The organism is Leeuwenhoekiella sp. W20_SRS_FM14, assembly GCF_052119605.1.
Taxonomy (GTDB): Bacteria; Bacteroidota; Bacteroidia; order Flavobacteriales; family Flavobacteriaceae; genus Leeuwenhoekiella.
In genome coordinates this window covers 69,588-94,826 of the sequence record NZ_JBGQOK010000005.1, presented here as the reverse complement: position 1 = coordinate 94,826, position 25,239 = coordinate 69,588, and the positions used below count along the sequence as shown (strand labels likewise).

Annotated in this window: 16 protein-coding genes; 7 read left to right on the top strand and 9 right to left on the bottom strand. The window is 35.7% G+C overall.

Annotated elements, in window-relative coordinates:
- Positions 1-80: 80 nt before the first annotated feature.
- Together ACEN25_RS10205 and ACEN25_RS10200 are read left to right on the top strand one after the other, a co-directional pair.
- Positions 81-539 carry a hypothetical protein gene (locus tag ACEN25_RS10205; RefSeq protein WP_441802825.1) on the top strand — a complete coding sequence of 153 codons (459 nt, stop codon included), beginning with the start codon at positions 81-83 and terminating at the stop codon, positions 537-539.
- Positions 540-568: 29 nt separating this feature from the next.
- Positions 569-1,189, top strand: coding sequence for a MarC family protein (locus ACEN25_RS10200; protein WP_441802824.1), 621 nt, complete (start codon positions 569-571; stop codon positions 1,187-1,189).
- Positions 1,190-1,217: 28 nt separating this feature from the next.
- Here ACEN25_RS10200 and ACEN25_RS10195 read toward each other — a convergent pair whose 3' ends face one another.
- From ACEN25_RS10195 to ACEN25_RS10165, 7 genes are all read right to left on the bottom strand, one after another.
- Positions 1,218-2,120, bottom strand: coding sequence for a GyrI-like domain-containing protein (locus ACEN25_RS10195; protein ID WP_441802823.1), 903 nt, complete (start codon positions 2,118-2,120; stop codon positions 1,218-1,220).
- Positions 2,121-2,123: 3 nt separating this feature from the next.
- The gene (locus ACEN25_RS10190; RefSeq protein WP_441802822.1) at positions 2,124-3,473 is read right to left on the bottom strand and encodes a vanadium-dependent haloperoxidase; all 1,350 of its coding nucleotides are present in this window, start codon (positions 3,471-3,473) and stop codon (positions 2,124-2,126) included.
- A gap of 9 nt (positions 3,474-3,482) precedes the next feature.
- The gene (locus ACEN25_RS10185; protein ID WP_441802821.1) at positions 3,483-6,734 is read right to left on the bottom strand and encodes a VCBS repeat-containing protein; all 3,252 of its coding nucleotides are present in this window, start codon (positions 6,732-6,734) and stop codon (positions 3,483-3,485) included.
- Complete coding sequence (locus tag ACEN25_RS10180) at positions 6,727-10,077, bottom strand: VCBS repeat-containing protein (RefSeq protein WP_441802820.1); 3,351 nt, start codon at positions 10,075-10,077, stop codon at positions 6,727-6,729. The genes ACEN25_RS10185 and ACEN25_RS10180 overlap by 8 nt, the downstream gene beginning before the upstream one ends.
- Positions 10,078-13,377: a VCBS repeat-containing protein gene (locus ACEN25_RS10175; RefSeq protein ID WP_441802819.1), complete on the bottom strand. Its 3,300-nt coding sequence runs from the start codon at positions 13,375-13,377 to the stop codon at positions 10,078-10,080.
- Between the two features lie 101 nt (positions 13,378-13,478).
- Positions 13,479-15,125, bottom strand: a complete 1,647-nt coding sequence (locus ACEN25_RS10170; RefSeq protein ID WP_441802818.1) for a RagB/SusD family nutrient uptake outer membrane protein — start codon at positions 15,123-15,125, stop codon at positions 13,479-13,481.
- Positions 15,126-15,136: 11 nt separating this feature from the next.
- Entirely contained in the window at positions 15,137-18,268 is a 3,132-nt protein-coding gene (locus ACEN25_RS10165) for a SusC/RagA family TonB-linked outer membrane protein (RefSeq protein ID WP_441802817.1), read from the bottom strand.
- Between the two features lie 475 nt (positions 18,269-18,743).
- Between ACEN25_RS10165 and ACEN25_RS10160 the strand changes: the two genes are divergently transcribed.
- On the top strand, positions 18,744-20,000 hold the full coding sequence (locus ACEN25_RS10160) for an NAD(P)/FAD-dependent oxidoreductase (RefSeq protein WP_441802816.1): 1,257 nt from the start codon (positions 18,744-18,746) through the stop codon (positions 19,998-20,000).
- On the opposite strand, the gene ACEN25_RS10155 is transcribed toward ACEN25_RS10160, so the two are convergent.
- Positions 19,997-20,473 (bottom strand): TspO/MBR family protein, encoded by a 477-nt coding sequence (locus ACEN25_RS10155; protein WP_441802815.1) that lies wholly within the window; start codon positions 20,471-20,473, stop codon positions 19,997-19,999. The genes ACEN25_RS10160 and ACEN25_RS10155 overlap by 4 nt on opposite strands.
- Before the next feature lie 105 nt (positions 20,474-20,578).
- Here ACEN25_RS10155 and ACEN25_RS10150 point away from each other — a divergent pair, with 105 nt between their 5' ends.
- Genes ACEN25_RS10150 through ACEN25_RS10140 form a run of 3 tightly spaced genes read left to right on the top strand, consistent with a single transcriptional unit; the run spans position 20,579 to position 23,565 of the window.
- Positions 20,579-21,661 (top strand): diphosphomevalonate/mevalonate 3,5-bisphosphate decarboxylase family protein, encoded by a 1,083-nt coding sequence (locus ACEN25_RS10150; RefSeq protein ID WP_441802814.1) that lies wholly within the window; start codon positions 20,579-20,581, stop codon positions 21,659-21,661.
- Positions 21,662-21,690: 29 nt separating this feature from the next.
- Positions 21,691-22,629: a mevalonate kinase family protein gene (locus tag ACEN25_RS10145; protein WP_441802813.1), complete on the top strand. Its 939-nt coding sequence runs from the start codon at positions 21,691-21,693 to the stop codon at positions 22,627-22,629.
- A 24-nt stretch (positions 22,630-22,653) separates the two neighbouring features.
- Positions 22,654-23,565 carry a geranylgeranylglycerol-phosphate geranylgeranyltransferase gene (locus tag ACEN25_RS10140; protein WP_441802812.1) on the top strand — a complete coding sequence of 304 codons (912 nt, stop codon included), beginning with the start codon at positions 22,654-22,656 and terminating at the stop codon, positions 23,563-23,565.
- A gap of 59 nt (positions 23,566-23,624) precedes the next feature.
- On the opposite strand, the gene ACEN25_RS10135 is transcribed toward ACEN25_RS10140, so the two are convergent.
- Positions 23,625-23,960 (bottom strand): hypothetical protein, encoded by a 336-nt coding sequence (locus ACEN25_RS10135; protein ID WP_441802811.1) that lies wholly within the window; start codon positions 23,958-23,960, stop codon positions 23,625-23,627.
- Between the two features lie 373 nt (positions 23,961-24,333).
- Here ACEN25_RS10135 and ACEN25_RS10130 point away from each other — a divergent pair, with 373 nt between their 5' ends.
- On the top strand, positions 24,334-25,230 hold the full coding sequence (locus tag ACEN25_RS10130) for a pseudouridine synthase (protein WP_441802810.1): 897 nt from the start codon (positions 24,334-24,336) through the stop codon (positions 25,228-25,230).
- The last annotated feature ends 9 nt before the right edge of the window (positions 25,231-25,239 follow it).

Below are 25,239 nucleotides of genomic sequence, written 5' to 3'. Positions count from 1 at the left end.
ATCAAGATTAATAAATTAGAAAAACCCTGTAAATATTCAATTTACAGGGTTTTTTGTTAGATTTAAATTAAATTCTACAGATGAAAATAAACTCCCTAAATACAAGACCCAATTCTGAAGAAGGCAAACACAAAAAGCAAATCATTCAATTTAAAGAGTTGTTAGATGTTTTAAATGAAAGAAAGTTGCCGGAGTTTGTTATTCAATCTATAAATAAAGAAGTAGATCATATTAATGGGAAAGATTATTCAGATAAGCAATTGTATAGTTTATTGAGAACCTCTCAAAGGCATATATTAAAATTAGTAGATAAAGAAACCGGTATAGTTCCTAATAATCATTACAGAAATCTCTGGCTTGCTCTGGGAATGTCGGTTTTTGGGATTCCCCTAGGTGTTGCTTTTGGAGCGGCTTTAGGAAATATGGGACTCTTAGAAATAGGCTTGCCTATAGGTATGGCCATAGGTATTGCTTTAGGTGTGCAAAAAGATAAAAAAGCCCAGGCCGAAGGAAAACAGTTAAATTTAGAAATTAAATAATAGGTTTACCTATTCTTAAAAATAGCATTATGAGTGACCTATTAACGTATTGCATTTCGGTATTTACAGGCTTTTTTGCCATTATGAATCCGCTGTCTAATATTCCTATATTTTTATCGTTAACCGAGGGTGCCAGCAAAGCTGAAAAACAAAAGGTTAATAAGAAAGCAATTTTAGTTGCATTTATAATTATAGCAGTGTTTGTGGTTCTGGGTAAATTTATTTTTCAACTCTTTGGTATCACCATTCCTGCATTTAAGATTACCGGAGGGATACTTATTTTTTATGTAGGGTTTGATATGCTTCAGTCAAGAAAGTCTGGAGTTAAGCATTTAAAAGAAACTAATTTTGATGAGAATATTGCGGTATCACCTTTGGCAATACCTATTCTTGCCGGGCCCGGTACTATCGTAACGGCGATGAATTTTACATCAAATGCTACCTATTTAAATATTGGGTTGGTGATTTTAATTTTTGGACTTATGTGTGTTCTAACCTACATAACCTTTAGCTTAAGCGATTTTATTGCTGCAAAAATAGGGGATAATGTTATTTCAGTAATAGGTAAAATAATGGGGTTAATAATTGCCATTATAGGCACTACAATGGTTATTCAAGGTCTAAAACTAACGTTTGACTTTTTAAATTGAAGTTGCTAATGATTACCCACAAGATTATCTAGTTGAGCGTGTCTTTTTTTAAAGGCATATAAATGTCTGCTTTCCAATCTAATTCATTGCCGCCCATATTTGGGTTATTAAAGAAAACTTCTAAGGGTTTTTGCTCTATTGCAATATTATTTCGTTTAGCATAGGCCATAAGTGCGTACCAGGCTCTATCTGAAGTTATGTAATTACCATTATACACAGCGTGAATAGCTTCGGTTTTTTGCAATTGTTTATATCGAATATCTTTCGCTTGCGGGAGGCTGTCAGATTTAATTATAGGAAAACTGAAATTATATGATATGCTGTCTGTTTTAATATCCCAATTTGTAATTTCTACAAATGGCGGACCATTAAAAGTTACATTACCAGCAGCAAGTATATCTCCTATATATCCATAGTTTTGCATCATTCCTTTTGCTTTTTCTATTTGTAAACCTTTTAACGGAATGTATGCACAATAAGTAGATGGTGTATTTTCAATACCTGTAATTTTAATTTTTAGTTCACTAAGGTGCTGCTTTAAAATCGTATAAAATGCATTTATTTCTTCAGCACTTTTCTTTTCAAAATCTGTATTTGCAAAAGGGATTGTGAGTTTGTTATAGATGCTATTGTCAAGATCTTTTATACCCACACTAACCTTAGTTGTAGAATCATTAACGGCATAAAACCGATAGGTGTAATTTATAGTTGAACCGTTAATACTTCGCTGCTGCACCAGAGCATCAAAATTGTATTGAGCTATTATCTTGCTGTTATCTAAACTTAGATCCCACGCTTTTACAGATTGTATCACAGTACCGGGAGTGGTTTCTACTTTAAAGCTAATCGTAAAATCGCTGGGTTTTAGAAATAAATACCAACCTAGAGCAACTAACAATAACGTAGTAATTACAAAAATTAATTTTTTCATACCCTAGTTTGCGGCTTGTGCGGTATCTGCTTTAAGATTTAATTTCTGAACGATAAAGCGACCTATTTCGCGGCCTTGTTTAAGACCTTCTTCAATAGCTGCTCTATAATGAATACCTCCATAAAGTCTGCTTAAAGCAGCTTCGCTAGATGCAGATCTAAATGATTTAAAACTGCGCACCGGTAAACCGTAAGGGGTTTCTGTATCATCGTCAAAGTTAAAATCGTCACCATAAATTTCGGTTAGAACTTCTGCGGCGGCACCAGATACAACAGAGTGACCACTACTGTACTCAGGAAAAGGGGGTGTTTGCAATACCGGAGCCCACCCATCATCAATGTATTGATTAATTAATGTTTCAGGACGTATAAGGTTACTTCTGTATTTCTCGTCCCAACAGCTTATAAAGCCATCAAAGAGTGCAATAGAAGTCTTTGTATAAGCGTAAACGGTTTCCATCAAATCGGCATCCATTTTTTTAGTTGCAATTTTTACAATCCCTATCCAATGACCGCCGGGAGTAATTTTTTTAGTTGCAAACATCAGATGTCCTTTGTGGGTAGAAACGTATGGGTTACAATCCCAAAATTGAGCAATGGCCATTTTTTCTGACGCATCACCTTCTTCAGTCATTGCATTACGCACATCATAAACTTCAATGAGTTGTTTGTAGAACTCAGAATCTTTTTCCATAGAAAATTCTGGTGGGGGAATGGGTTTAAATTGAGATGCAGAATCAATAACAAAGGTTCTAATTTTCATCCAGTGAGGTTCTATACCATCCATGTATGCAGGAGGAGTAGGTTGCCAGCGGGATGGGTTATCAGGATTTACCGAAAATTTAGGCATAGTACGGGTTTGCTTATAATTATCTCCATCCATCCAGGCTTTAATATGATCTGTAACCTTAAGGGCATAAGCTTTAGAAGCAGCAAGCTCCGTAGGATTTTGATCTTCCCATTTGGTATATAGGCTATCTCTTATATCTGTAATGCGTTCTTCAGAAAAAATAAGGGTTTTAGCGATTTCCATTTGAGCGATAAGTGCTGCCAGGTCATAATTTACAACAGCTGTAGAATCTGGTTTAGGCGTCTCAGGTAAATTGTTAAGTTTACCTGCAAGTGAGGTATATTCTGCATTATTCTGAGCAAGAATCTCGTAGGCTGCAATATTAGAATAGGCATATATACGACTAGCAACGGGAGGTGAGAAAATATCGTGAATAATAACTTCCGTTACTTTATCAACAGCATTGTTGTAATCGTCTGGAGTGATAACGATATGTTTCTCTTCACTTGTACAGGATAATAATACTATCACCGAAAAAAATAGAAGTATAGATTTTTTAAACATAGTCAAAAGCTAATTTTTGGTTGTTTGGCTTAATTGATACAGTTGTGTTTTGCCATTATTAGGAGTAGCAATAAGAAACTTTTTAGTATTAAATGAGATTACATTGAGCTGTCTAATTGATTTTTGAGCAAAATCTAACCCCAGTTTTTCACCAGAATAGATGGTGTTATTATCCTTAATTAATGCACCGGTAAAGCTGTCTAATCTACCGTGAAAGGGTTGTACTCCAAAATAATTTCCGGCAGCAAGTAGCTCATCTTTACCATCATTATCAAAATCGAATTTACAAAAAGTCATTACAGGAGCAACCTGAAAATCTCTATTAAAAGGAATAAATGTAAATGAGCCTGAATCGTTGCGTAAATACCCCGATTTTAAAGTACTTACTTTTAACTTTTTACTGGTATTGAGTTGTTCTTCACTAAGAATCTGCTCAATAGTCTGGCCGGCAAAACTTTTATACGAACTGTATTTTTTACGCAGACTAACCACCTGAGAAGCGAGTGCATCTAAACCTAATAAGGGATAATAGTTTTTGTTTTTTTCAGTAACTACAATCGTTTCTGTTTGTCCATTTTTATCAAAATCATTGTAGTACATAATCATAGGAAATTCTGATGAGGCTTTAAATTTGCTGTTTTCTCCCCAGTTACCCAGTACATAATCCATATCACCATCGTGGTCTATATCAAAAGCGATAAGGCTTTGCCAAAGACCTTCTAAGTCTTCTTTAGTGTTATTAACAGGGCTAAATTTGTTGTTTTTATTTTTCAGAAAAACAGGAGCCATCCATTCACCGGTTACAATTAGGTCTTGTTTATTATCACCGTCAAAATCATCCCAGATAGCTGCAGTTACCATCCCCAGTTCTTTAAATTCTTGCGCTACGCGGAAAACTCCCTTGTCATTTTCAAGTAAGTATGAAGAAGGTAATTTGCCAAAACTACCGGTAATGCCTTGTGAACCCACAAAAACATCTAGATCACCATCTTGATCATAATCATGTACAGCAAGAATCGATGTGTTTTCAAAAAGCTGAGGTAAAGAAGCTTTTTCAAAACCAGTAGCGTTATTTAAATATAAAGCATCGAGTAGTGGTTTTGCCTTATTAGAAAAATCACCACCGCCCGTACCGGTGAACAAATCGTTTTTACCGTCTTTATTAAAGTCTGCAATAACGGCAACAACTTCTTCGAGAATAGAATCTTTTCGAATTGCAGGATATCGTGTATTTACAAAGGTAGAATCTTGCTGAAGGTATACTTGTGAAGGGATGAATTTAGAACCGCCAAAGAAAATGTCATCTTTACCATCACCATTAAGATCCCCTACCGCCACTGCAGGGCCTCGATCTCCCAGTTGATAAGGTATTAATTTCTCACGATCAAAATCTGAATACGCGTCTTCTTGATGTATAAAATCGAGGCCTATACTGTCGGTTACTGCTTTAAATAGAGGGGTTCTTTTTTTAATTAGTGAACTGTAATTAAACGCAAGTGCATTTTTCGGTTTTATAATTAAAGTTTGATTTGCATCAACATTAGTGAGAACTTGACTTGTGCGGTCTGGCCAGATTACCCGTACAGAATCAACCTTTTTAATATCATTTAAACCAAAATGAGATAACGGTTCTGAAGATGCCTGAAAACCTCTTACAGTGTACAATTCTTTATATTGTTTTATGCCGCCAGCATACGCATAGACTTTTGCGCCAATTGCAAAGTTGTTTTGAGTAGGACTCTGAAGCTTAATTTTTAAATAGTTTGCTTTAGCGTTAGTCTGATTTATATACAGCGTGGGAGACGCATTGATATTGTTTGTAATGAGGTCAAGGTCGCCATCATTATCTAAATCACCATAGGCGGTTGCTCCTGAGGCAAGCGTATCATTTGCAATCCAGCTAGAAGAACGGTCTTTAAAATATAAATCTGACGAACCTTCAAACACATAATTGTGTGTTTTACCGCTTGGCATTTTTTTAAGTGCTTTTTGATCTATGAGCCCGGTATTGGTAATTTTATTTTGAATCTGATCACTTGATACAAATTTTATATAATCGAGATCATTAGGGCGTTTAGGTATGCCGTTAGAGATGAATAAATCTTGTTGCATATCTTGGTTATAATCGCCAAAAAGGGCACTCCAGCTCCAGTCTGTAGCAGCAATACCACTTAATAACCCTGTTTCTTGATACGCACCGCCTTCTCGGTTTATGTAAAGCATATTGCGTGTAAACTGGTAGTGGTAACCATATTTATCTGTACGTAAGCGCTGGGTTTGAATGTTATCATCACCTTCAGAAGATTTTAAAACGTTCTCATCTTCAGGCAGCATATCTAACGATATAAGATCTGGCCATCCATCGTGATTTAAATCTGCTACATCACTTCCCATAGAAAATCTACTGGTATGCCCAAAGTGATTTTTTAAATCTTCGGTAAATGTGCCGTCTCCATTATTGAGGTAGTAATAATCATCCTCGTGAAAATCGTTTCCTATATAAATATCAGGATAACCATCAAGGTTAAAATCTGAAATTGCAATACCAAGTCCGTAGCTATTTATACCTCCGTAAATTCCCGCTTCTTCACTCACATCTGTAAAGTGATCGCCGTCATTTCGCATTAATTTATCACCGGTTTGTGCATTGCGTTCATAACGTAATTCGGCTTTGCCAAAAGAATTTTGTGTATGCACAGCGTGATTTAGTATATAGATATCTAAATCACCATCTAAGTCATAATCTAAAAATGCAGCCGATGAAGAAAATGTATCTACATCAAGACCATATTCCTCAGCCATTTCTGTAAACGTATTATCGCCGTTATTGATGAAAAGTTCGTTATGACCGTTTAGGCCATTAAGTCCTACAACTGCACAAACATAAATATCGAGAAAGCCATCACCGTTTACATCTCCCATCACTGAAGCCGTATTCCAGTCGCTTTTGCCGGCTACACCTGCCGTTTCGGTGATATTTTCAAACTGTAAATTCCCTTTATTTAAGTACAGCTCATTTTTTACCTGATTCCCCGAGAAATAAATATCCTGTAAGCCGTCATTATTAATATCGCCCACTGCGATACCGCCACCATTATAGAAATAGAGGTAGTCGAGAATATTCATATCCTCGGTTGCAGTTAATGTATTTTTGAAGGTAATTCCTGCTTTTTCAACATCGGGATTGGTGAATAATTCCGGGTCTTTTGAACACGAGATTAAAACAGAAATAAGTAAAAGTGTCTGAATATATTTATTCATCTAACTCAAAAATCTTTGGTTTATCATTATTAATAGCCGCAACAATATAGGTGCTTCCTGTTTTGTCTTTAAATTTAGCAAGGTGTTTCACTTCTCCTTTTATAAAGAAACCACTGTCATTGTATTTTTGCCAGTTATAATTAGTGTTTCCGGCATTGAGTAATACACTTCCGTAATTAGCATCTAACTGAGAATATTGTGGTTTAAATTCAAAATTGTTACCCGCCATAATTAAATCTGCCAGGCCATCTTTATTAAGATCTGCAGTGATGATATCACAAACGCAGGATAATTGTACCTGATAGGGTAGTGGCTTGAGGGTAAAATTACCTTTGCCGTCATTTACAGCTATCATAGATTGTGAATGAGAAACCGTCTTTTTTATCGCATTCTGAAGACTTTCCGCGGAAAAGATACCGTCTATAGACCGTTTTGCATAATCTGAAGCTTTAAGGTTTTGCTTCTTAAGCGAACTCATTTGTGCTGTAATTTCTTTTTTCTGATGTATAGGATAATCTTTTCCATTTTTCCGAATCGTTGTGATTTGCTCTATGGTACCATTATTATCAAAATCATTAATGTACATCACTAACGGATTTTCTACGGTAGGCAGATAATGTAAATTTTGACCTTCATTACCTAAAATCAAATCGGTATCTCCATCGTTATCAATATCTGCTGCTGCAATAGTATTCCACCAGCCCATTTGATTACTCAGTTCATTTTTAGCTTTTGAAAGGCGTTTTCCTAAATTTTTAAAAATAATAGGGCTTCCCCATTCTGAAACCGTTATCAGGTCTTTTTTAGAGTCACCATCTACATCAAGCCAGATCGCTGCAGTTATCATACCTGCGTCTTTAGTGTCGTATGCAAGGCGTTCTGTAGCATTTACAAACTTACCGTTACCAGTGTTTTCTAAAAACAAATGAGTAGGATCTATACCATAAACACCTACGACACTGCGAGATCCTATAAATACATCTATGTCGCCGTCGCCATCAAAATCCTCTGGAGCCACAACACTCATATTTTGAAATGCTGAAGGTAATTCTTCTGGAGATTTAGTAAAATTCCCCTTCCCATCATTGAGGTAAAGTCTGGGTTTAAAGACTTCTTTTCTGCCCACTTCATTACCTCCTGAAGCTATTAATAAATCCTGATCGCCATCGCCATCTGCATCAAAAAAACTTGCAGCAGTATCCTCATAAAAAGCATCTAAATCAAAAACCGGCTGATTTTTTGCGACTAATTTTCCTTTACCCTGATGCAGATATAGTGTTCCTGCCTCCCCTTTAGGGCCGCCAATGTAAACATCGTCGTTACCGTCACCATTGACGTCACCTACGGCAAGCGCAGGACCTTCTTCAGACAGTTTTTTAGAAATCATACCCTCATAATCAAAATCATTATAAGCGTTTTCTGGCGAACTGTTTAAACTACTCGTGGTAAGTTCTGTAAGTAGAGTTTTCGTTTTCTTTATTTTCTGCGGAATAAATGTCTCTGAAGCTTCAGCCTGATCAAGTTCTAAGGTTTGATCTGCTTTTAATGCTGTAAAAAGTTGGGTTTTATCGTTAGGCCATAATACACGCATAGAATCTACGACTGTCGCATCACCAAGGCCTATAGTCATAGGGTATTCCATCGAAGATTGAAAACCGCGTACAGGATATAATTCCTGAAGAATGATTTGATCTTTAATATACAGTTTTACTGAAACCCCTACCGCAAACGGATTTTTAGCGCCACCCTTAAATTTGACTTTTAGGAAGTGATTTTTTGTCTCCTTTTCTGCATTATTTCGAAAAACAAAAGACTTCATATTTACATTATTTACTACAAGATCCAGATCGCCGTCATTATCTAAATCTGCGTATGCGCTACCATTAGACATGCTTAAGGTGTCTAATCCCCATTCTTTAGCAGCATTTTCGAAGGTTAAATCTTTCTTGTTTCGGTAGGCGTAATTAGAAAGGGGTTTTTTAGGCATTTTATTAATTATAGAATCTATTGCCTGTCGTTTACCCGTTAGCGCCATATCCTGAATAATTTCGTCAGCAAAAAAGTCAACAAAATCAAGGTCTGTTAAGTCGTGGTTGATGCCATTTGTCACATAAATATCTCTGTAGCCATCATTATCTAAATCAACTAATAATCCTGCCCAGCTCCAGTCTGTAGCATCAACACCACTGTAATAGGCGATTTCTGAGAATGATCCGTTTCCGTTATTAACCTGAAGTGTATTTTGTATAAATTGCTGATAAAAGTCTTTGCCCTGCTTTAGTTTGTAAACGTTGTAACTGTCAAATTCCATAACAGATTTGACGCGTTCTTCAGGTTCGGGAAGCATGTCTGTAATAAAAATATCCTGAAGGCCATCATTATTTATATCTGCCATATCAACACCCATTGCAGAAAGTGACAGGTGAGACGTCCAGTTTTTTATTTCTTCTTTAAAAGTGCCATCTTTTTGGTTTATGTATAAATAATCACGCTCGTAAAAATCATTAGAAATATAAATATCTGGCCACAAATCATTATTGATGTCGGTTATCATAACTCCCAGACCAAAACCTATAAGACTCCCGTAAATACCGGCCTCTTCACTAACATTTGTAAAGGTATCACCATCATTACGCATTAATAAATCACCTACCCCTCTAAAGACATCGGGCACGTTCTCCCAGTCTTCAGCACGAGTATTTCTTTGCTCTGCAAAGCCTAAACCAATTACCGGAACATTGCTGTTGTTTAAAATATACACATCCAGATCGCCATCTTTATCGTAATCAAAAAAACTTGCCTGTGTAGAAAAGCCAGATTTTGCAAGATTGTACTGGGTTGCTTTTTCTGTAAACGTTAAATCACCATTATTTATATACAGTTCATTATCGTGATTATCACCCTTCATATTACCCGCGTTGCTAACATAAATATCGAGTAAGCCATCGCCGTTAACATCTGCCATTACCACACCGGTAGACCACGGTTTGTTACCAGCCACACCGGCTTTTTCGGTTATGTCTTCAAATTTAAAATCACCTTTATTTAAGAATAATTTGTTCTCGCCCATATTTGCACTCATATAGATATCTGCAAGTCCATCATTATTGATGTCACCTATGGCAACACCACCACCATTATAGAAATTGCGGTATTTAAAGATGTTGAAGTCTTTGCTGTTTGTTATGGTGTTAGTAAAATCTAAACCCGTTTCAGAAGGATCTAAAAGACTAAACAATTTAGGCGTTTCAGGAAGTGATTCTTCGTTCTCAGATTTGTTTTTTTTGCAAGAGGTTATCAGCAAACTAAAACTTAGTATATAGAGGGTTTTATAAAATCTCATTTAGTTTTCTTTTCTTAAAAATAGTGGACTTTCATTATTTCTGCCTATAATATAAAACAAACTGTCCTTTATTTTAATAGGCGTGATACTGCGGGAGGCACCTTTAATATCAACATTATGTTGCGTGGTATAATTAAAAGAACCCTGACCGTTATTGAGTAAAAAAATTCCGTGGGAAGCATCTTGTCTTCCTAGTTGTGTACTTATCTCGCTGTCGTTTCCCAGCAATAAAATATCTTTAAAACCATCGCTATTAAAGTCATCTGTAAATATCGCTTTCGTGCTTGAGATTTGAGTCATAAAAGGCAGTTTATGAACTTTAAACGTGCTATTTCCTGTATTCTCAAAATAGGTGGTTTCTAGCGTAAATACCTTCTTTTTATCAGCTTTTTTTAATTTTTCTTTTGAAAATAGATCTTCAATATGCGCTTGTGCAAAGGCATGATAGCTAAGAAATTTCTTGTTGAGTGGTGGTATTTGTTTTACGATCTCATCTTTAGTCGCCAATATCGTTTCAGTATCTTTATAAAAATAGGTTGTTACCGGGTCTATCTTACCATTTGCATCAAAATCATATCGGTATAAACTGAGCGGTTTTTCTAAAGAAGCAGTAAGTCTGGTGTTAAGTCCCCAATTACCCGCAATAAAATCAAGGTCACCGTCATTATCAAAATCTTCAGCAATTAGCGCATTCCACAAACCATTAGTTTTATCAAGACTTGAATTTTTCTGAAGGGATAATTTTTTTCCATCATTTAAAAAAATCTGAATAGGCATCCAATGGCCACAAACTAAAGCATCGTTGTAACCATTACCGTCAATATCTGCCCAAATAAGGTCTTTTACGTTCCCGATATTTGAAAACTCAGACGCTAAACTATCAGTGGCATTTTTAAAATGACCTTTACCGTCATTCATAAAAAGGTAACTGCTGGGTGTTGCGCCAAACTCGTGCGGAACTAAATCGCTGGTAATCGCAAAATCGAGATCACCATCATTGTCAAAATCTACAGGACTTATTTTAGAAGCATTAATATATAGACCATCAAATTCATTTTCACTTAAAATATATCCATTAGCAGAATTTAAGTAGAGTCTGGGAGTTAGTGGTTTTCCTGTGGTAAATTCGTTTCCGCCACTGGCGATGAGTATATCTGTTAAGCCATCATTATTCACATCAAATAGGGCCACTGCCGTATCTTCATTAATTGCGTCTTTTGCGGCTTCGGGTAGCTGTTTATTGACAAAGTCACCCTTTTTATTCTGAAAATATAATTGTGTTTCCTGTCCTTTAGCGCCTAAAATAATGAGATCTTCAAAACCATCGCTATTTAAATCTGCGGCTTTTAGCTGTGGGCCGGTATTCGTATTGGCATACGGTACTAATGCGTCTCGGCTAAACTCTATAGAACTACCGTCTTTATGAACAAAATCTATTTTTGATGCCACATTTACTAGTTGAATTTCAGATTGAAAAGGAGCTGTTGAAGTAGGTTTAATAATGGCATCTTCCTCTTTTAATAGTATGGTTTCCTTAATCTGAATATTCTTTAGTTTTTGAACTTTTCCTGAAGGCCAAATTATCTGAAGCGAGTCTATACTTTTTGAATTCCCCAGACCTACAAAAACTGATGGAGGTACTGCAGACATAAAACCACGTGTTGTATAATTCTCAAAGACCTGCATCGTGCCATTTACGAAGGTGGTTATTTTAGCACCTATCCCAAATGTGTTCTCTTTGCTGCCTTTAAATCTAATGCTGATTCCTTTTTGGTTTTCTTTAGATTGAGCGGTGTTGTTTTCTAAAATATACGCTGCTTCATTGATGTTATTGACTACGATATCGAGATCGCCATCATTGTCTAAATCTGCATACGAGGCACCGTTGCTAAAAGATGGTTTTGATGAAGTCCATTGTTTAGTTACATCTTTAAAAGAAGAACCTCCCGTATTTTTATAAGCATAGTTTGTAACATGAGTTTTAGGAATTTTTTTGATGAATTCCATTTCTCTTTCGGTCATATTTTTCCCCAGACGTCTTTGAATGGCTTCATTTGAAATAAAATTCACAAAATCCATATCATTAGTGGCGCCTAAAATTCCGTTAGCGATGTAAATGTCTTTATATCCGTCATTATCAAAGTCTGCAATTAACGGACTCCAGGACCATTCTGTAGCAGCGATACCGCTTTGAAAAGCAATTTCTGAAAAACGATTGTTACCCAGGTTTAGTTGTAATGCATTTTGCATAAACTCATAATCGTACCCGTTTCTAAGTTGATTCTGATAAATAGGGTAGGCGTATTCAGTACTAGAAGCTTTTAAAACTTCAAGTTTTTCGGGAAGCATATCTAAACTTAGAATATCTGAAAGACCGTCGTTGTTGATGTCTGCCATATCAGAACCCATTGAAAAATGAGAAGTATGTCCAAGAATTTTTGTAGTGGTATTTAACTCTTTAAAAGTTCCATCTTTTTGATTCATATAGAGATAATCATTCTCAAAAAAATCATTCGCGATGTACAAATCAGGATATCCGTCGTTATTTAAATCGCTTACAGACACGCCCAATCCATATCCTATTTTGCTTGATAAAATACCGGCCTGTTCTGTATAGTTGAGGTAACTGCCCTTGTTGTTTATATAAAAACGATCGCCATTAATGCTATCTTGAGTATTGCGTAGAGCTGCGCGACCGTAACTCGAGTTTGGGTGAACCGAATGATTGAGTAGGTAAAGATCGAGATCTCCGTCTAAATCATAATCAAAGAACGAGGCTTGCGTAGAAAGTCCTGAGTAATCTAAACCATATTCAGCAGATTTTTCTAAAAATGTGGGAATGCCCTCTTGTGAACCCTGGTTTATAAAAAGTTTGTTGTGCCCTTTTAAATTGAGGTGGCCACTAACAGTAGAAACGTAAATATCTAAAAGGCCATCGTGATTAATGTCTACAGTGGTTACACCTGTATTCCAGGTGTTCTCCAGATTTATTCCGGCTTCTGTAGAAATGTCTTTAAAAGTGAGATTTCCTGTATTGAGATACAGCTTATCTGCAACTTGATTTCCTGTAAAGTAAATATCTAATAAACCGTCATTATTGAAGTCTGCTATGGCAGTTCCGGCTCCATTATAAAAGTATAGGTAATTTAAAATATTAAGTTCTGGAGTGCTTTTAATTTCGTTTGTAAATAAAACACCAGAATTTGTTACTTGTGATAGTTTGTAGATCTCATTGTTTTGTTTGCACGAGCAAACCAAAGTGAAGAGTACGATTATAAAATAAATACGTAATCGTGGCATAGTAAAAGAGTCCTACAGTTTTGGGTAAATTACTAATTTAAAAGAGAGGATCATTTTGTGATCCTCTCTTTTGTTCAGGCTAAAAATAAAATAAATAAGATTTAGTAACCCGGGTTTTGAACTAAATTAGGGTTAAGTATTAATTGATTAGCAGGAATAGGAAATAAATTTCTATTATCATTACCAACTTCAGAAGGTGTTTTTAACTCCCAGTCTTTAGTATATTGACCAAAACGAATTAAATCATTACGTCTCCAGAATTCTGTGTATAACTCACGGCCTCTCTCATCAATAATATCTTGTTCTGTTACAGCGCTACTAAATGGCGTAGCTTCACGTAAACCTCTCAAAACATTCATCATTGCTGTAGGGTCCTGTCCCGCTCTAAACATGGCTTCGGCTTTCATAAGATATGCATCTGAAAAGCGGAAGAATATTTCGTGTTCAGTCTGACCTCCAAATCTTGGGTTATATTTAATTACTCGGATACCGGTAGTTTCATCATTATTTATAAGGCTAGGGTTACCATTTCCATCTACAAAATTTCTTTTAAATGTTAATGGTTTTCCAGATCTAGCATTTAGGGGTGCACCAGTGTCAGAAAACTGTTGACCAATTAGGAAACCAAAACCTACGCTAGAACCATCTGCTATATTATTATCATTTACATCGACTCCACCATCAACTTGAGATACCGGTAAACCACCGTTAGGGACTACACCTCTTCTTTCTTCCTGACCCGAACCTGGTGCATTTGAATTAGCATCCCCTTCAAATAAATCATAATATTCAGCTAAAGTAGCAAAACCATTCCAGCCTCCTCCAACAATCTCTGGAGATTGATTGTAATGTAAGCCATTCCAGATTCTGTTACCTACCGCTGTAGGGATAAACCAGATTGTTTCTTTATCTAATGTATTTTTAAATATATCAAAATAATCATCTTCAAGAGCATAACCGTCTGCTGCAATAGCATCTACTAATGTTATTACTTGATTCATGTCTGCTGTTGCAGGTTCAGTCTTTAGATAGATATGTTTATTTAATAGAACTTTAGCAAGCAGATATCTGGCAGAAGCTTTAGTAGCTTTAATTAAAGGAGAATTAGTATCTCCAACGCCACTACCTGGACCTACTGTAGGTAAGCCAGCAATAGCATCATTAAGATCAGAAACAATTTGATCTACTGCTTCCTGACCACTTATTACTTCAGGATCTACGAAAGGCGTAGCAGTCACATCTCTTACTGGTATTTGGCCATAATTATCTAAAATTACAAACATCCCCAATGCTCTTAAAAATGAGGCATTAGCTTTAAGAGTAGCGTCGGCTTGTGTGAGGTCAGAAAGCACCTGAGCCGCTCTAAAATGCGTGTTGTTCCATTGATTCCAAACATTTTCGATAAATTGATGACTTGGCCTCCAGTCATGTTGGTGTAATTGTCTCCAAATCCCGTTATCACCCCAGTCAGAACCTCTTGTTGGAACGAGGGCAGCATCAGTTGTAACTTCACTAAGGGCATATAAATTAGCCTGATCTCCAATTTGACCTCTTAATTGATTGTAAATATCATCTACAAAAGATTGTGGATCTGTAACACCTTGAAATGATGAGTCATTAGCGTCTCGGAAATTTGAATCTGTTTGCTCTATCTCCAGATCTGTACACGAAGATAGTATAGTAGCGAAAGCAAAAGCAGATAACCATACTTTTGAAAATCGTTGAATTGTATTTTTATTTTTTTTCATAATACTTTTTTTTAAAATGTTGCATTTACACCAAAAGTAACAGTCAGTGGTCTTGGATACGCGGCATAATCAATTCCCGCAGTTGGTATTGCAGAAGCATTTAAGTTACCTGTGCTCACTGAAATCTCGGGATCTAATCCACTATAGCCACTCAATAAAAGTAGATTTTGTCCAGTTAATGAAAAGCGTAAAGAATTAAATATACCATCTTCTCTTACAGGAATATTATATCCAAATGAAACGGTTTGTAGTCTTACAAAATCTCCTTTCTCTAAGAACCTTGAAGAAACAGCAACTGTAGACCCAGGATTTTCTGTGGTTCCGGGAACATCTTGAGTAACGTTCTTTTGAATTAACAATGCACTTTTTGTAAAGAAAGCATTTGCTGTAGCATTGTAAACGTAGAAACCAAATTGGCCAGTTAAATAGGTAGATACATCAAAGTTTTTATAACGCGCATTTAAAGATAAACCTGCGTTAACATCGGGTACAGCATCTTTTCCTAAGAAAAATTTATCAGAATCAGGATCGCCTACACCGTTACCATCAAAGTCAAAATAAGTAGGATTGCCATCTGCATCAAAACCAGTAAATTCTGCCATATAGTAAGAAAATAAAGGTTGTCCTGCTTGAAGCCTTTGTGCAAAAGCGTTTGTCAAACCGTTACCATTAATTGGTCCTGCATTAATAGGTACAGGAACATCCTTTACCTCGTTACTATTATAGGAAATGTTGAAGTTACCTGAGAAATCCCAATCATCAGTTTCGATAAATCCATAATCAATAGCAAATTCAACTCCTGAGTTAACGATAGAGCCGTCAGGTAAGTTTCTAAAAATTGTACCAGATCCTGGTGCAGCTAATTCTGTAGTTAACAATAAATCTTTTGTTTCTTTACGGTATACGTTGATAGTACCATTTAAACGGTCATTATTAAAACCGAAGTCAAGACCCACGTTTAAATCTGTTGTAGACTCCCATTTTAAATCTGGGTTTGGGAATCCACCTACGATTGAAGTACCCGGTCTTGGTAAAACATTCAGATCGTTGCTTATTCCACTACCTCCAAGAGTTTCTCTTTGAATAAATAGACCATAGCCTAAGCCTTCCTGGCTACCTACTGTACCTGCAGCTAAACGTAATTTTAAAGTAGAAAACGTTTCTGGAATAAAATCTTCCTTATGTAACTGCCAAGCAAATGCTCCAGAAGGAAAATAACCATAACGTTCATTTTGACCAAAAGTTGAAGAACCATCTGCTCTAAATGTTCCGGTTAATAGGAATTTATCAAATAATGTAATATTAGCTCTTGCAAAATAAGACTGTAATTCATCTGTGTTGTCATAATTATTATTAAGTACAAATGCAGGGATAATTTTATCAAATGCAGGTAAAGTGCCTTCATTATCAAAACCGGGAAACGTGATTCTATTCAAATACGAACCATCATTGCCATACCCGAAAATCACATTTTTCTCACCAACAAGACCAGTAATGGTATTATACGTTGATTTGACCTGATTTGCTATCTGTCCCATATTATTAGTTGCAAAACCTGCTCCCTCAGACCCAAAACCATCTCGTGCAAATTCCTGATAAGAATACCCACCAACTAAATCTAAGGTTATATTGCCAAACTCTTTCTTAAAACTTAAAGTCGCCTCAAGTAACTGGTTATCCTGATTGCTAGCAGAATAATATCCACGTCCAATATTACTTGAACCATTAAATCCTAATATAGAAGGAGCAACTATAGAAGTAGTCTCAGCTTGAACTCCATCATAACCATAAGTAACCTTGGCATTTAAACCTTCAACTATCTGGTAGTCTGCAGAAATATTCGCTAAAAATCTATCGGTTTCTGATAATCCTTCAAAATTGGCTAATAAGTTAGCTGGATTTAAAATGTTTGAGCCTGGGTCAAATGTAGGATTTACAGGAAAAGTAGGGTTAGCGGTAATTGACGCCCCAATTAAATCTCCTGTTGAACCTGCACTACCAGATATAAGTGTAAACTCATCATTTACGCGAGATAATGTTGCTTGACCACTTACTGTTAATTTATCATCAAAAAAGCGTTGCGTAATATTTAATCTTCCTGTAATACGCTCTTGAGAGGTATTTTCTACAATACCCTTTGTATCTCCATAGCTAATAGAAGCTCTCACATTACCAGAACCATAGCTCTTAGCATAGCTTAAGTCGTTTTTAGTAGAGAATGTACTACGTGTATACACGTCTTGAAAATCAGAATTTGCTCCAAAATCAGCAAGGCTTCTATTTCCACCTACACTAGCGATAGCATCTAGAAAACCCTCTCGCTCTAATAAGTCATAACGTGTAGATGGTGTAGAGAAACTTGTTGAAGTATTAAATTCAAATCTACCTTTGCTCGCACCACGACCTCCTTTAGTTTGGATAATTATTACACCATTTGCACCACGAGAACCATAAATAGCTGTTGCTGATGCGTCTTTTAATATAGAAATACTTTCTATATCATTAGGGTTTAGAAAGCTTAATGGGTTTCTTGCTGCTGTAGCACCTATAGAACCTGCTGTCCCTGCAGGAGCTCCTCCTGTCGTTAGGGGCACCCCATCAATAACAAATAATGGGTTATTACCAGAACGAATAGAATTTGTTCCTCTAATACGTACAGATATTCCCGCACCTGGCTCACCTGAGGATTCTGAAATTTGAACCCCTGCGGTCTTACCTTGTATGAGTTGTTCAGGAGATTGAATTACCCCTTGCTGAAAATCTTCTGAAGTTACCGAAGAAACAGAACCTGTTGCATCTTTTACAGTAGTTGTACCGTAACCTATAACCACAACTTCTTCCAATGCAGCAGCATCTTCCTCTAATGTAACGTTTACTGTAGATTTTCCATTCACGGCAACTTCTTTTGCAGCAAATCCTACATAACTAAAAACAAGAGTGCTCCCTGCTGCTACATTATTAAGGGTGTAATTACCGTCAAAGTCGGTAGTTGTACCATTTGTTGTTCCTTTAACGAGAACGTTTGCGCCGGGTAGCGGGCCATTTGGCTCAGATACTGTTCCCGATACCGTTTGTGCTTGTGCTATACCTGCCAGTAATAGCGAAGCGCAAAACAGCATACTTCTAAGTATAAATTGCTTCATAAAATTAATTTTAAATTGTTTTAGTTTTTAATAGATTCTGGTTGTTAAATTTATACAAAAAAATGAATAATAGCGGCTACTACAACGTTTAAGTTACGAAATCGATGTAGTTAAAAAGCACGTATTTTTTACGCTTATTCGTAATTTATTGCTGATTGATTAATAATTTGATGAAATTTTGATTTAAAATTATCAATTATGCAACGCAGATAAATAAACACCTTATTACTTATATTGTGCACTTAAAATTTATTTGTTACATAAATTTTTAAACTTCTATAGAATTAAATGATAATATTAGGGGTTAGGGTTGAATAATTAGGTTAAAATGCGTCACATTATACATTTTTGACGCGTTTTCAATCTTAAAATAGTCAGATTGAGGTTCCTAAATCGATTAAGTAATTGAAAATGTATACTAAGATTTTTGCGATTATATAATCACCTTATTAATTACACATTTATCTTTGCAGTTATGACCTATGATTCTATAATAATTGGCGGAGGTGCTGCTGGTTTTTTTACAGCTATAAATCTTGCTAAATTAAATCCTAAACTATCTATTTTAATTGTAGAACGAGGTGCTCAGGTACTTGAAAAAGTTAAAATTTCGGGAGGTGGGAGATGTAATGTTACGCACTCTATATTTGAACCCAGGCGTTTAACAGATAACTATCCCAGAGGAAAGCGCGAATTATTAGGGCCTTTTCATACTTTTTTAACGGGAGACACGATGGCCTGGTTTGAAGAACGAGGCGTATCACTTAAGATTGAAGATGACGGAAGAATTTTCCCCACCAGTAATAACTCGCAGACTATAATAGATTGTTTTTTAAAGGAGGCCGAAATATACGGTATAACTATTAAAACTAAATGTCCCATCGTAGATCTAGAGCAGATAGAAGGTTTATGGCGCGTACAAGGTAAAACTGAAAACTTCAGATCTAAATCTGTTGTATTAGCTACCGGAAGCAATCCTAAAATGTTGAATGTTATTGAGAAGAAAGGAGTTAAGGTTGTGTCTGCTGTACCTTCACTTTTTACATTCAATATTAAAGATTCACGTATTGAAACATTAGCGGGCTTATCTGCCTTAGCGCGAGTACGTTTATTAGATAGAGCTAAGAAGCCTATAAAATTATCAAATGCTTCTGAGACAGATTTGTCTTATAGCGAAGGTCCTATTCTGATAACGCATTGGGGTATGAGCGGCCCGGGAATCTTAAAACTTTCAGCCTGGGGAGCGCGTGTTTTAAATGAACTTGAATATAATTTCTTTATACGTGTTAATTGGCTTCCAAAATTAGAATCTGAAGAACTGAAAGAACAGTTGGCAGATTTTAAAATTAAGTTAGCAAAACAGACTATCGCAAAATGGTCTCCATTTGATCTGCCAAAGAGATTATGGCAAAGTCTAGTTGAAGCTTCAGCAATACAGCCCGATAAAAAATGGGCCGATGCTACTAAAAATGATTTTCAGAATTTAGAACATCAATTGCTTGAAGGTATTTTCCAGGTAAATGGGAAAAGTACTTTTAAAGAGGAGTTTGTTACTGCAGGAGGTGTCAATCTAAAAGAGATAGATTTTAAAACTTATCAAAGTAAGCAATTTGAGAAGTTGTATTTTGTAGGTGAAGTTCTGGATATAGATGCCATAACCGGAGGGTTTAATTTTCAAAGTGCCTGGACGGGTGGTTATATTGCTGCTCAGGCTTTATCAAAACAACTCTAATTTAATCTCCATATTTCAAAATTTAAAGCAGTGGCGTAACATACCCATATTATATAAGGTATGAGTAAAAAGGCTGCTTTAATATTTACAACCCTAAACCACTTATAGGTAAATAGAAGTAGTATGAGCAGGGCGGTAATAACAAGTAGAGCTGGCAGTATAAGGTGAAGCCCAAAAAAGATAATTGACCAAAACGCATTTAACAGAAGTTGAAACCCAAAATGATAAAGAGCTGTTTTTACCCATTTATGATAAAAACCACCATCCCAGACTAGACCTGCTGCGATACCCATAAGAATATAGAGAGTTGTCCAAACCGGGGCAAATAGCCAGTTTGGTGGAGTAAAGAATGGTTTTGTTAATGTAGGGTACCACGTTGTTACACTACTTTGTGTTGCTACAGCACCTATAAATCCTACTGCAAGGCAAATAAAAACTGCTATTAGTATACGTTTTATTTTCTTTGAATTCATAGGTATGTTTCTTGAGACTAATTTATAAAATTATTTCTTAGTGCGTTTTGTTTAAAAAAGCAGTTGAACCCTTTGAGAAGTTTTTATAGGTTTTATATTTGTGCTATGACTATTTCAAAATTCTTACCTTCAGAATACACACAGGCGCTTACGAGTAAATCTGTGAGTTATGCATCTCCCAGTAATATAGCTCTTGTGAAATACTGGGGAAAACAAAGCGTACAAATTCCAAAAAATCCTTCTGTAAGTTTTACACTAAATACGTGTAAAACAACGACTACCCTGCATTTTGAGGAGCGGGAAAATTTTGAAGAAGATTTTGAAGTGAAAGTCTTGTTAGATGGCAAACACAAGCCTGGTTTTGAAGCTAAAATACATCAGTTTTTTAGTCGAGTTGTTGCTTATTTGCCGTTTATTAGAGATTATGCGTTTGTAATAGATACATCAAATAGTTTTCCGCATAGTTCAGGTATTGCTTCATCTGCCAGCGGTTTAAGTGCGATTGCCTTATGTCTAATGGAAATGGAGCGTGAAATGCAACCTTCCATAAATGATACGTATTTTATTCAAAAAGCATCTTTTATCGCCAGATTAGGGTCGGGTAGTGGCTGTCGTTCTCTAGAAGGGCCGCTGGTCGTTTGGGGAGAACATCACCAGATAAAAGGAAGTAGTGATCTTTTTGGTATTTCATATCCGTATGAGGTACATGAGAATTTTGAAGATTATCAAGATGCTATTTTATTAGTTGATCAGGGAGAAAAGCAGGTAAGTAGCACTGTGGGGCATAACTTAATGCACAATCACCCGTTTGCTTCAAGTAGGTTTGATCAAGCCAATGAGAATATTTCAAAACTCATAACTATATTAAAAAACGGTGATTTAGATGCGTTTATACATCTGGTAGAAAGTGAAGCGCTTACTTTACATGCAATGATGTTGACGAGTACGCCCTATTTTATATTGATGAAACCTAATACTTTAAAAATTATTGAGAAAATTTGGGAGTATCGTCGTGAAACGTCTATTCCGGTATGTTTTACATTAGATGCAGGAGCTAATGTTCACGTTTTATTTCCGAAGATGTATAGAGAGGAAGTTCAAAAATTTATTAAATCTACACTTAGTGTGTATTGCCAGGATAAACGGTATATTTTTGATAGTGTGGGAATAGGAGCAATAAAGTTGTAACTTTGCGGTTGATTAATTAGGATAATTCTATGAAAGGACCTTTATTTTATTCAAAAATTCTTCTGTTTGGTGAGTACGGAATTATCAAAAATTCTAAAGGCTTGTCTATACCTTATAACTTCTATAATGGAGCTCTTAAAGTAGATGAAAACCCAGGCGAAGAGGCTATTAAATCAAATGCAAGTTTAGGTCGTTTTGCTGATTATTTAGAAACACTACAGACAGAACAACCAGAATTGGTTCAATTTAATATAGTTGAATTAAAAGCTGATGTAGCTGAAGGAATGTATTTTGACAGTACTATTCCACAAGGTTACGGAGTAGGAAGTAGTGGTGCTTTAGTAGCCTCTATTTACGATAAATATGCCTTAGATAAAATTACAATCCTAGAAAATCTTACCCGAGATAAATTGCTGAAATTAAAATCAATTTTCGGTCAAATGGAATCTTTTTTCCACGGAAAATCATCAGGTTTAGATCCATTAAATAGTTATTTAAGTCTTCCTATTTTAATTAACAGTAAAGACGATATTGAGCCTGCAGGCATACCTTCACAAACTTTAGATGGTAAAGGCGCCGTTTTTCTTTTAGATAGTGGTATAGTAGGTGAGACAGCTCCTATGGTACATATTTTTATGGAAAATATGAAGCAAGAAGGTTTTAGAAAAATGCTAAAAACGCAGTTTGTAAAACATACAGATGCTTGTGTAGATGATTTTCTTAAAGGCGATGTAAAGTCTTTATTGAGTAATGTAAAGCAACTATCAAAAACAGTCTTAGGAAACTTTAAACCTATGATTCCTGCAAGTTTTCACGAGTTGTGGAAGCAAGGTATTGAGTCTAACGATTTTTACCTTAAGCTTTGCGGTTCTGGTGGTGGTGGTTATATTTTAGGTTTTACCGAAGATATAGATAAAGCCCGAAAGGCCTTAGAAGGTCACAAGCTAGAGGTAGTTTACAACTTCTAGAATACTTCTACTTAAATATAGGTTATGTCTCGTATAAGCAGAAGAAACAAACTTTTACTTCTTAAGTTTTTTAGTTTGTTTTCGGTTGTACGGGGTTATAATATTCTCATAATTGTATTAGCACAATATTTAGCATCTATATTTATTTTATCACCAGATATTCCGCTTCGGGAAGTTCTGCTCGATCTCAATTTATTTGCAATTGTATCAGCTTCGGCATTAGTTATTGCAGGAGGCTATATAATTAATAGTTTTTACGATAGCGAAAAAGATTTAATTAATCGTCCGCAAAAGACGCGTTTAGATCATATGGTGAGTCAGAATAAAATACTCACGCTATATTTTATATTAAACTTTCTAGCGATAGTCGTTGCGAGTTCAGTTTCCTTTTTTGCGGTGCTGTTTTTTTCAGGGTATATTTTTGGAATCTGGTTTTATTCTCACAAGCTTAAAAAAATACTCTTTCTAGGCAACCTAACCTCTGCATCTCTTGCTTTAATTCCTTTTTTCGCGGTGTTTATTTACTATAGTAATTTTGAAAAAGTCATTTTTGTACACGCTACTTTTTTAGGTCTTATCATTATTATGCGTGAGCTTATAAAAGATCTTGAAAATATAAAAGGTGATATTGCATTGGGACATAGGAATATACCTATTGTTTACGGGGAGCGAACAACAAAGGCAGTCATAACTTTTCTTATCATTCTTACGATTCTGCCTACCTTTTTATTAGTAAATTATTTTGATGTGGGTCTTATGCGCTATTACTTTTATGCAAGTATAACGCTATTGCTTATATTCTCTTATTGGCTCTGGTGGTCTCGCGCTAAAATGCACTACGTTTTGCTTCACAATATTTTAAAATTTATTATCGTATCTGGTGTATTTAGCATACTTCTCATAGATACTGATCTGGTTATAAACCGAATTATTTAAACGGGAAAACCACTGCATTGCAGTGGTTTTGTTAGCTAATCAAATAAATAATAAAAAGTTTAGCCTTTTTTAATTTTAAAAGGCAGGTAGTACATACGATTTCCTGTTACTTCTATTTCGGCTTTCTTGTAGTTGAGTCTGTTTTTAATATAATTCTCTAACTGATCGCTTTCTGTAGTAACGTTAAGTACGACAATAGTTTTTTGGGCAGTTACCATAAATTGAATAGTGCTCTCTAAAAGTTCGTCGCTAAGTGTAAACTCTGGAGTGCCTAATAGCTCAATAATTTGATTTCTTAATACTGTGCTGGCTGTTTCTGGTTTTGGATCTGTAGCTGCAGATGCATTTACCCAACTAAAGATTGATAAAAGTAAAATTAACGGTAATTTTCTCATGACTTTTTGTTTTAGATTGATAGGTCAAATGTAGCGTCATCTGCTCAGAGAGCCTGCAAAAGTGACGTTATCAAATACCCATTAAAATATTCCGATTAGGTTAAAAAGAGTGCTGTTAACATTAGAGATACAATTGTCAAAAATGAAATTGAAGTTTGAAATTTGTAAGGATAATTTCAGTTTGCAGCTTTTTTAATACCAAATAGATTCAAGTTTTTGTTTACTGTTATTATATTAATAGTAAATGATTGAACGTGTATGAAGTAAAGGTTAATTCACTTCGCAATACAATGTAATAAAAACAGAATTTGGAGCCTTTTTATATCCTCTGTTTTCGCTATTTAAATATGTATCTTTGCCAAAATTTAAAATTATGAGCAGACATCAGGAAAGCAGTAGAGACGGGAAAGCGTCTGGTCGCGGTTCTAATAATATACGCAGTAAAAGCAATGCCAGAGGCAATGCTCCTATAAAAAGAAAAACTACAGATTCTGCAAAGGGAACTGCAGCAAAAGGTAAAGCATCAGAAGCTACTAAAGCTACTTCTTCAAAAAATAAAGCTAAAGACGGTATACGTCTTAACAAGTATATTTCTAATAGTGGTGTTTGCTCGAGACGTGAGGCAGATATGTATATCGCAACAGGTCAGGTTTCTGTAAACGGCGAGATCATTAATGAAATGGGATACAAAGTGAAGCTTGATGATGATGTGCGTTTTGATGGTACGCGTATTAATCCTGAGCCTAAAGCGTATGTTTTACTTAACAAGCCTAAAGGATTTTCGGTAACAACTAGTAATGAAAAAGGGATGACTGTTATGGATCTTGTTGCGCCTGCTACTAAATCTAGAATACAGCCTGTAGGCAGATTAGGTCGTAATGCAACCGGTCTTATTCTTTTTACTAATGATGAGAAATTAATGCAGAAGTTGACTAATTCTAAAGCAGGTCTGCCTCGATTATTTCATATAGAATTAGATAAAAACCTAAAAGCAGAAGATTTGGAGAAAATTGCCAAAGGTCTTGTGGTAGAAGGGAAAAAAATATTTGTTGAAGATATAAGTTATGTAACCGGCTCTCCTAAAAAAGAAGTAGGGTTAAAATTACGTAACGTAGGCAATAGCGTAATACGCACTATTTTTGAGCAGTTAGAGTATCAAGTGGTTCGTGTAGATTGTGTGACGATAGCATCACTTACTAAAAAAGATCTTCCGCGCGGAAAATATAAACACTTGAGCCAACAGGAAATAAATAATCTAATGATGCTTTAAGTATCTTTA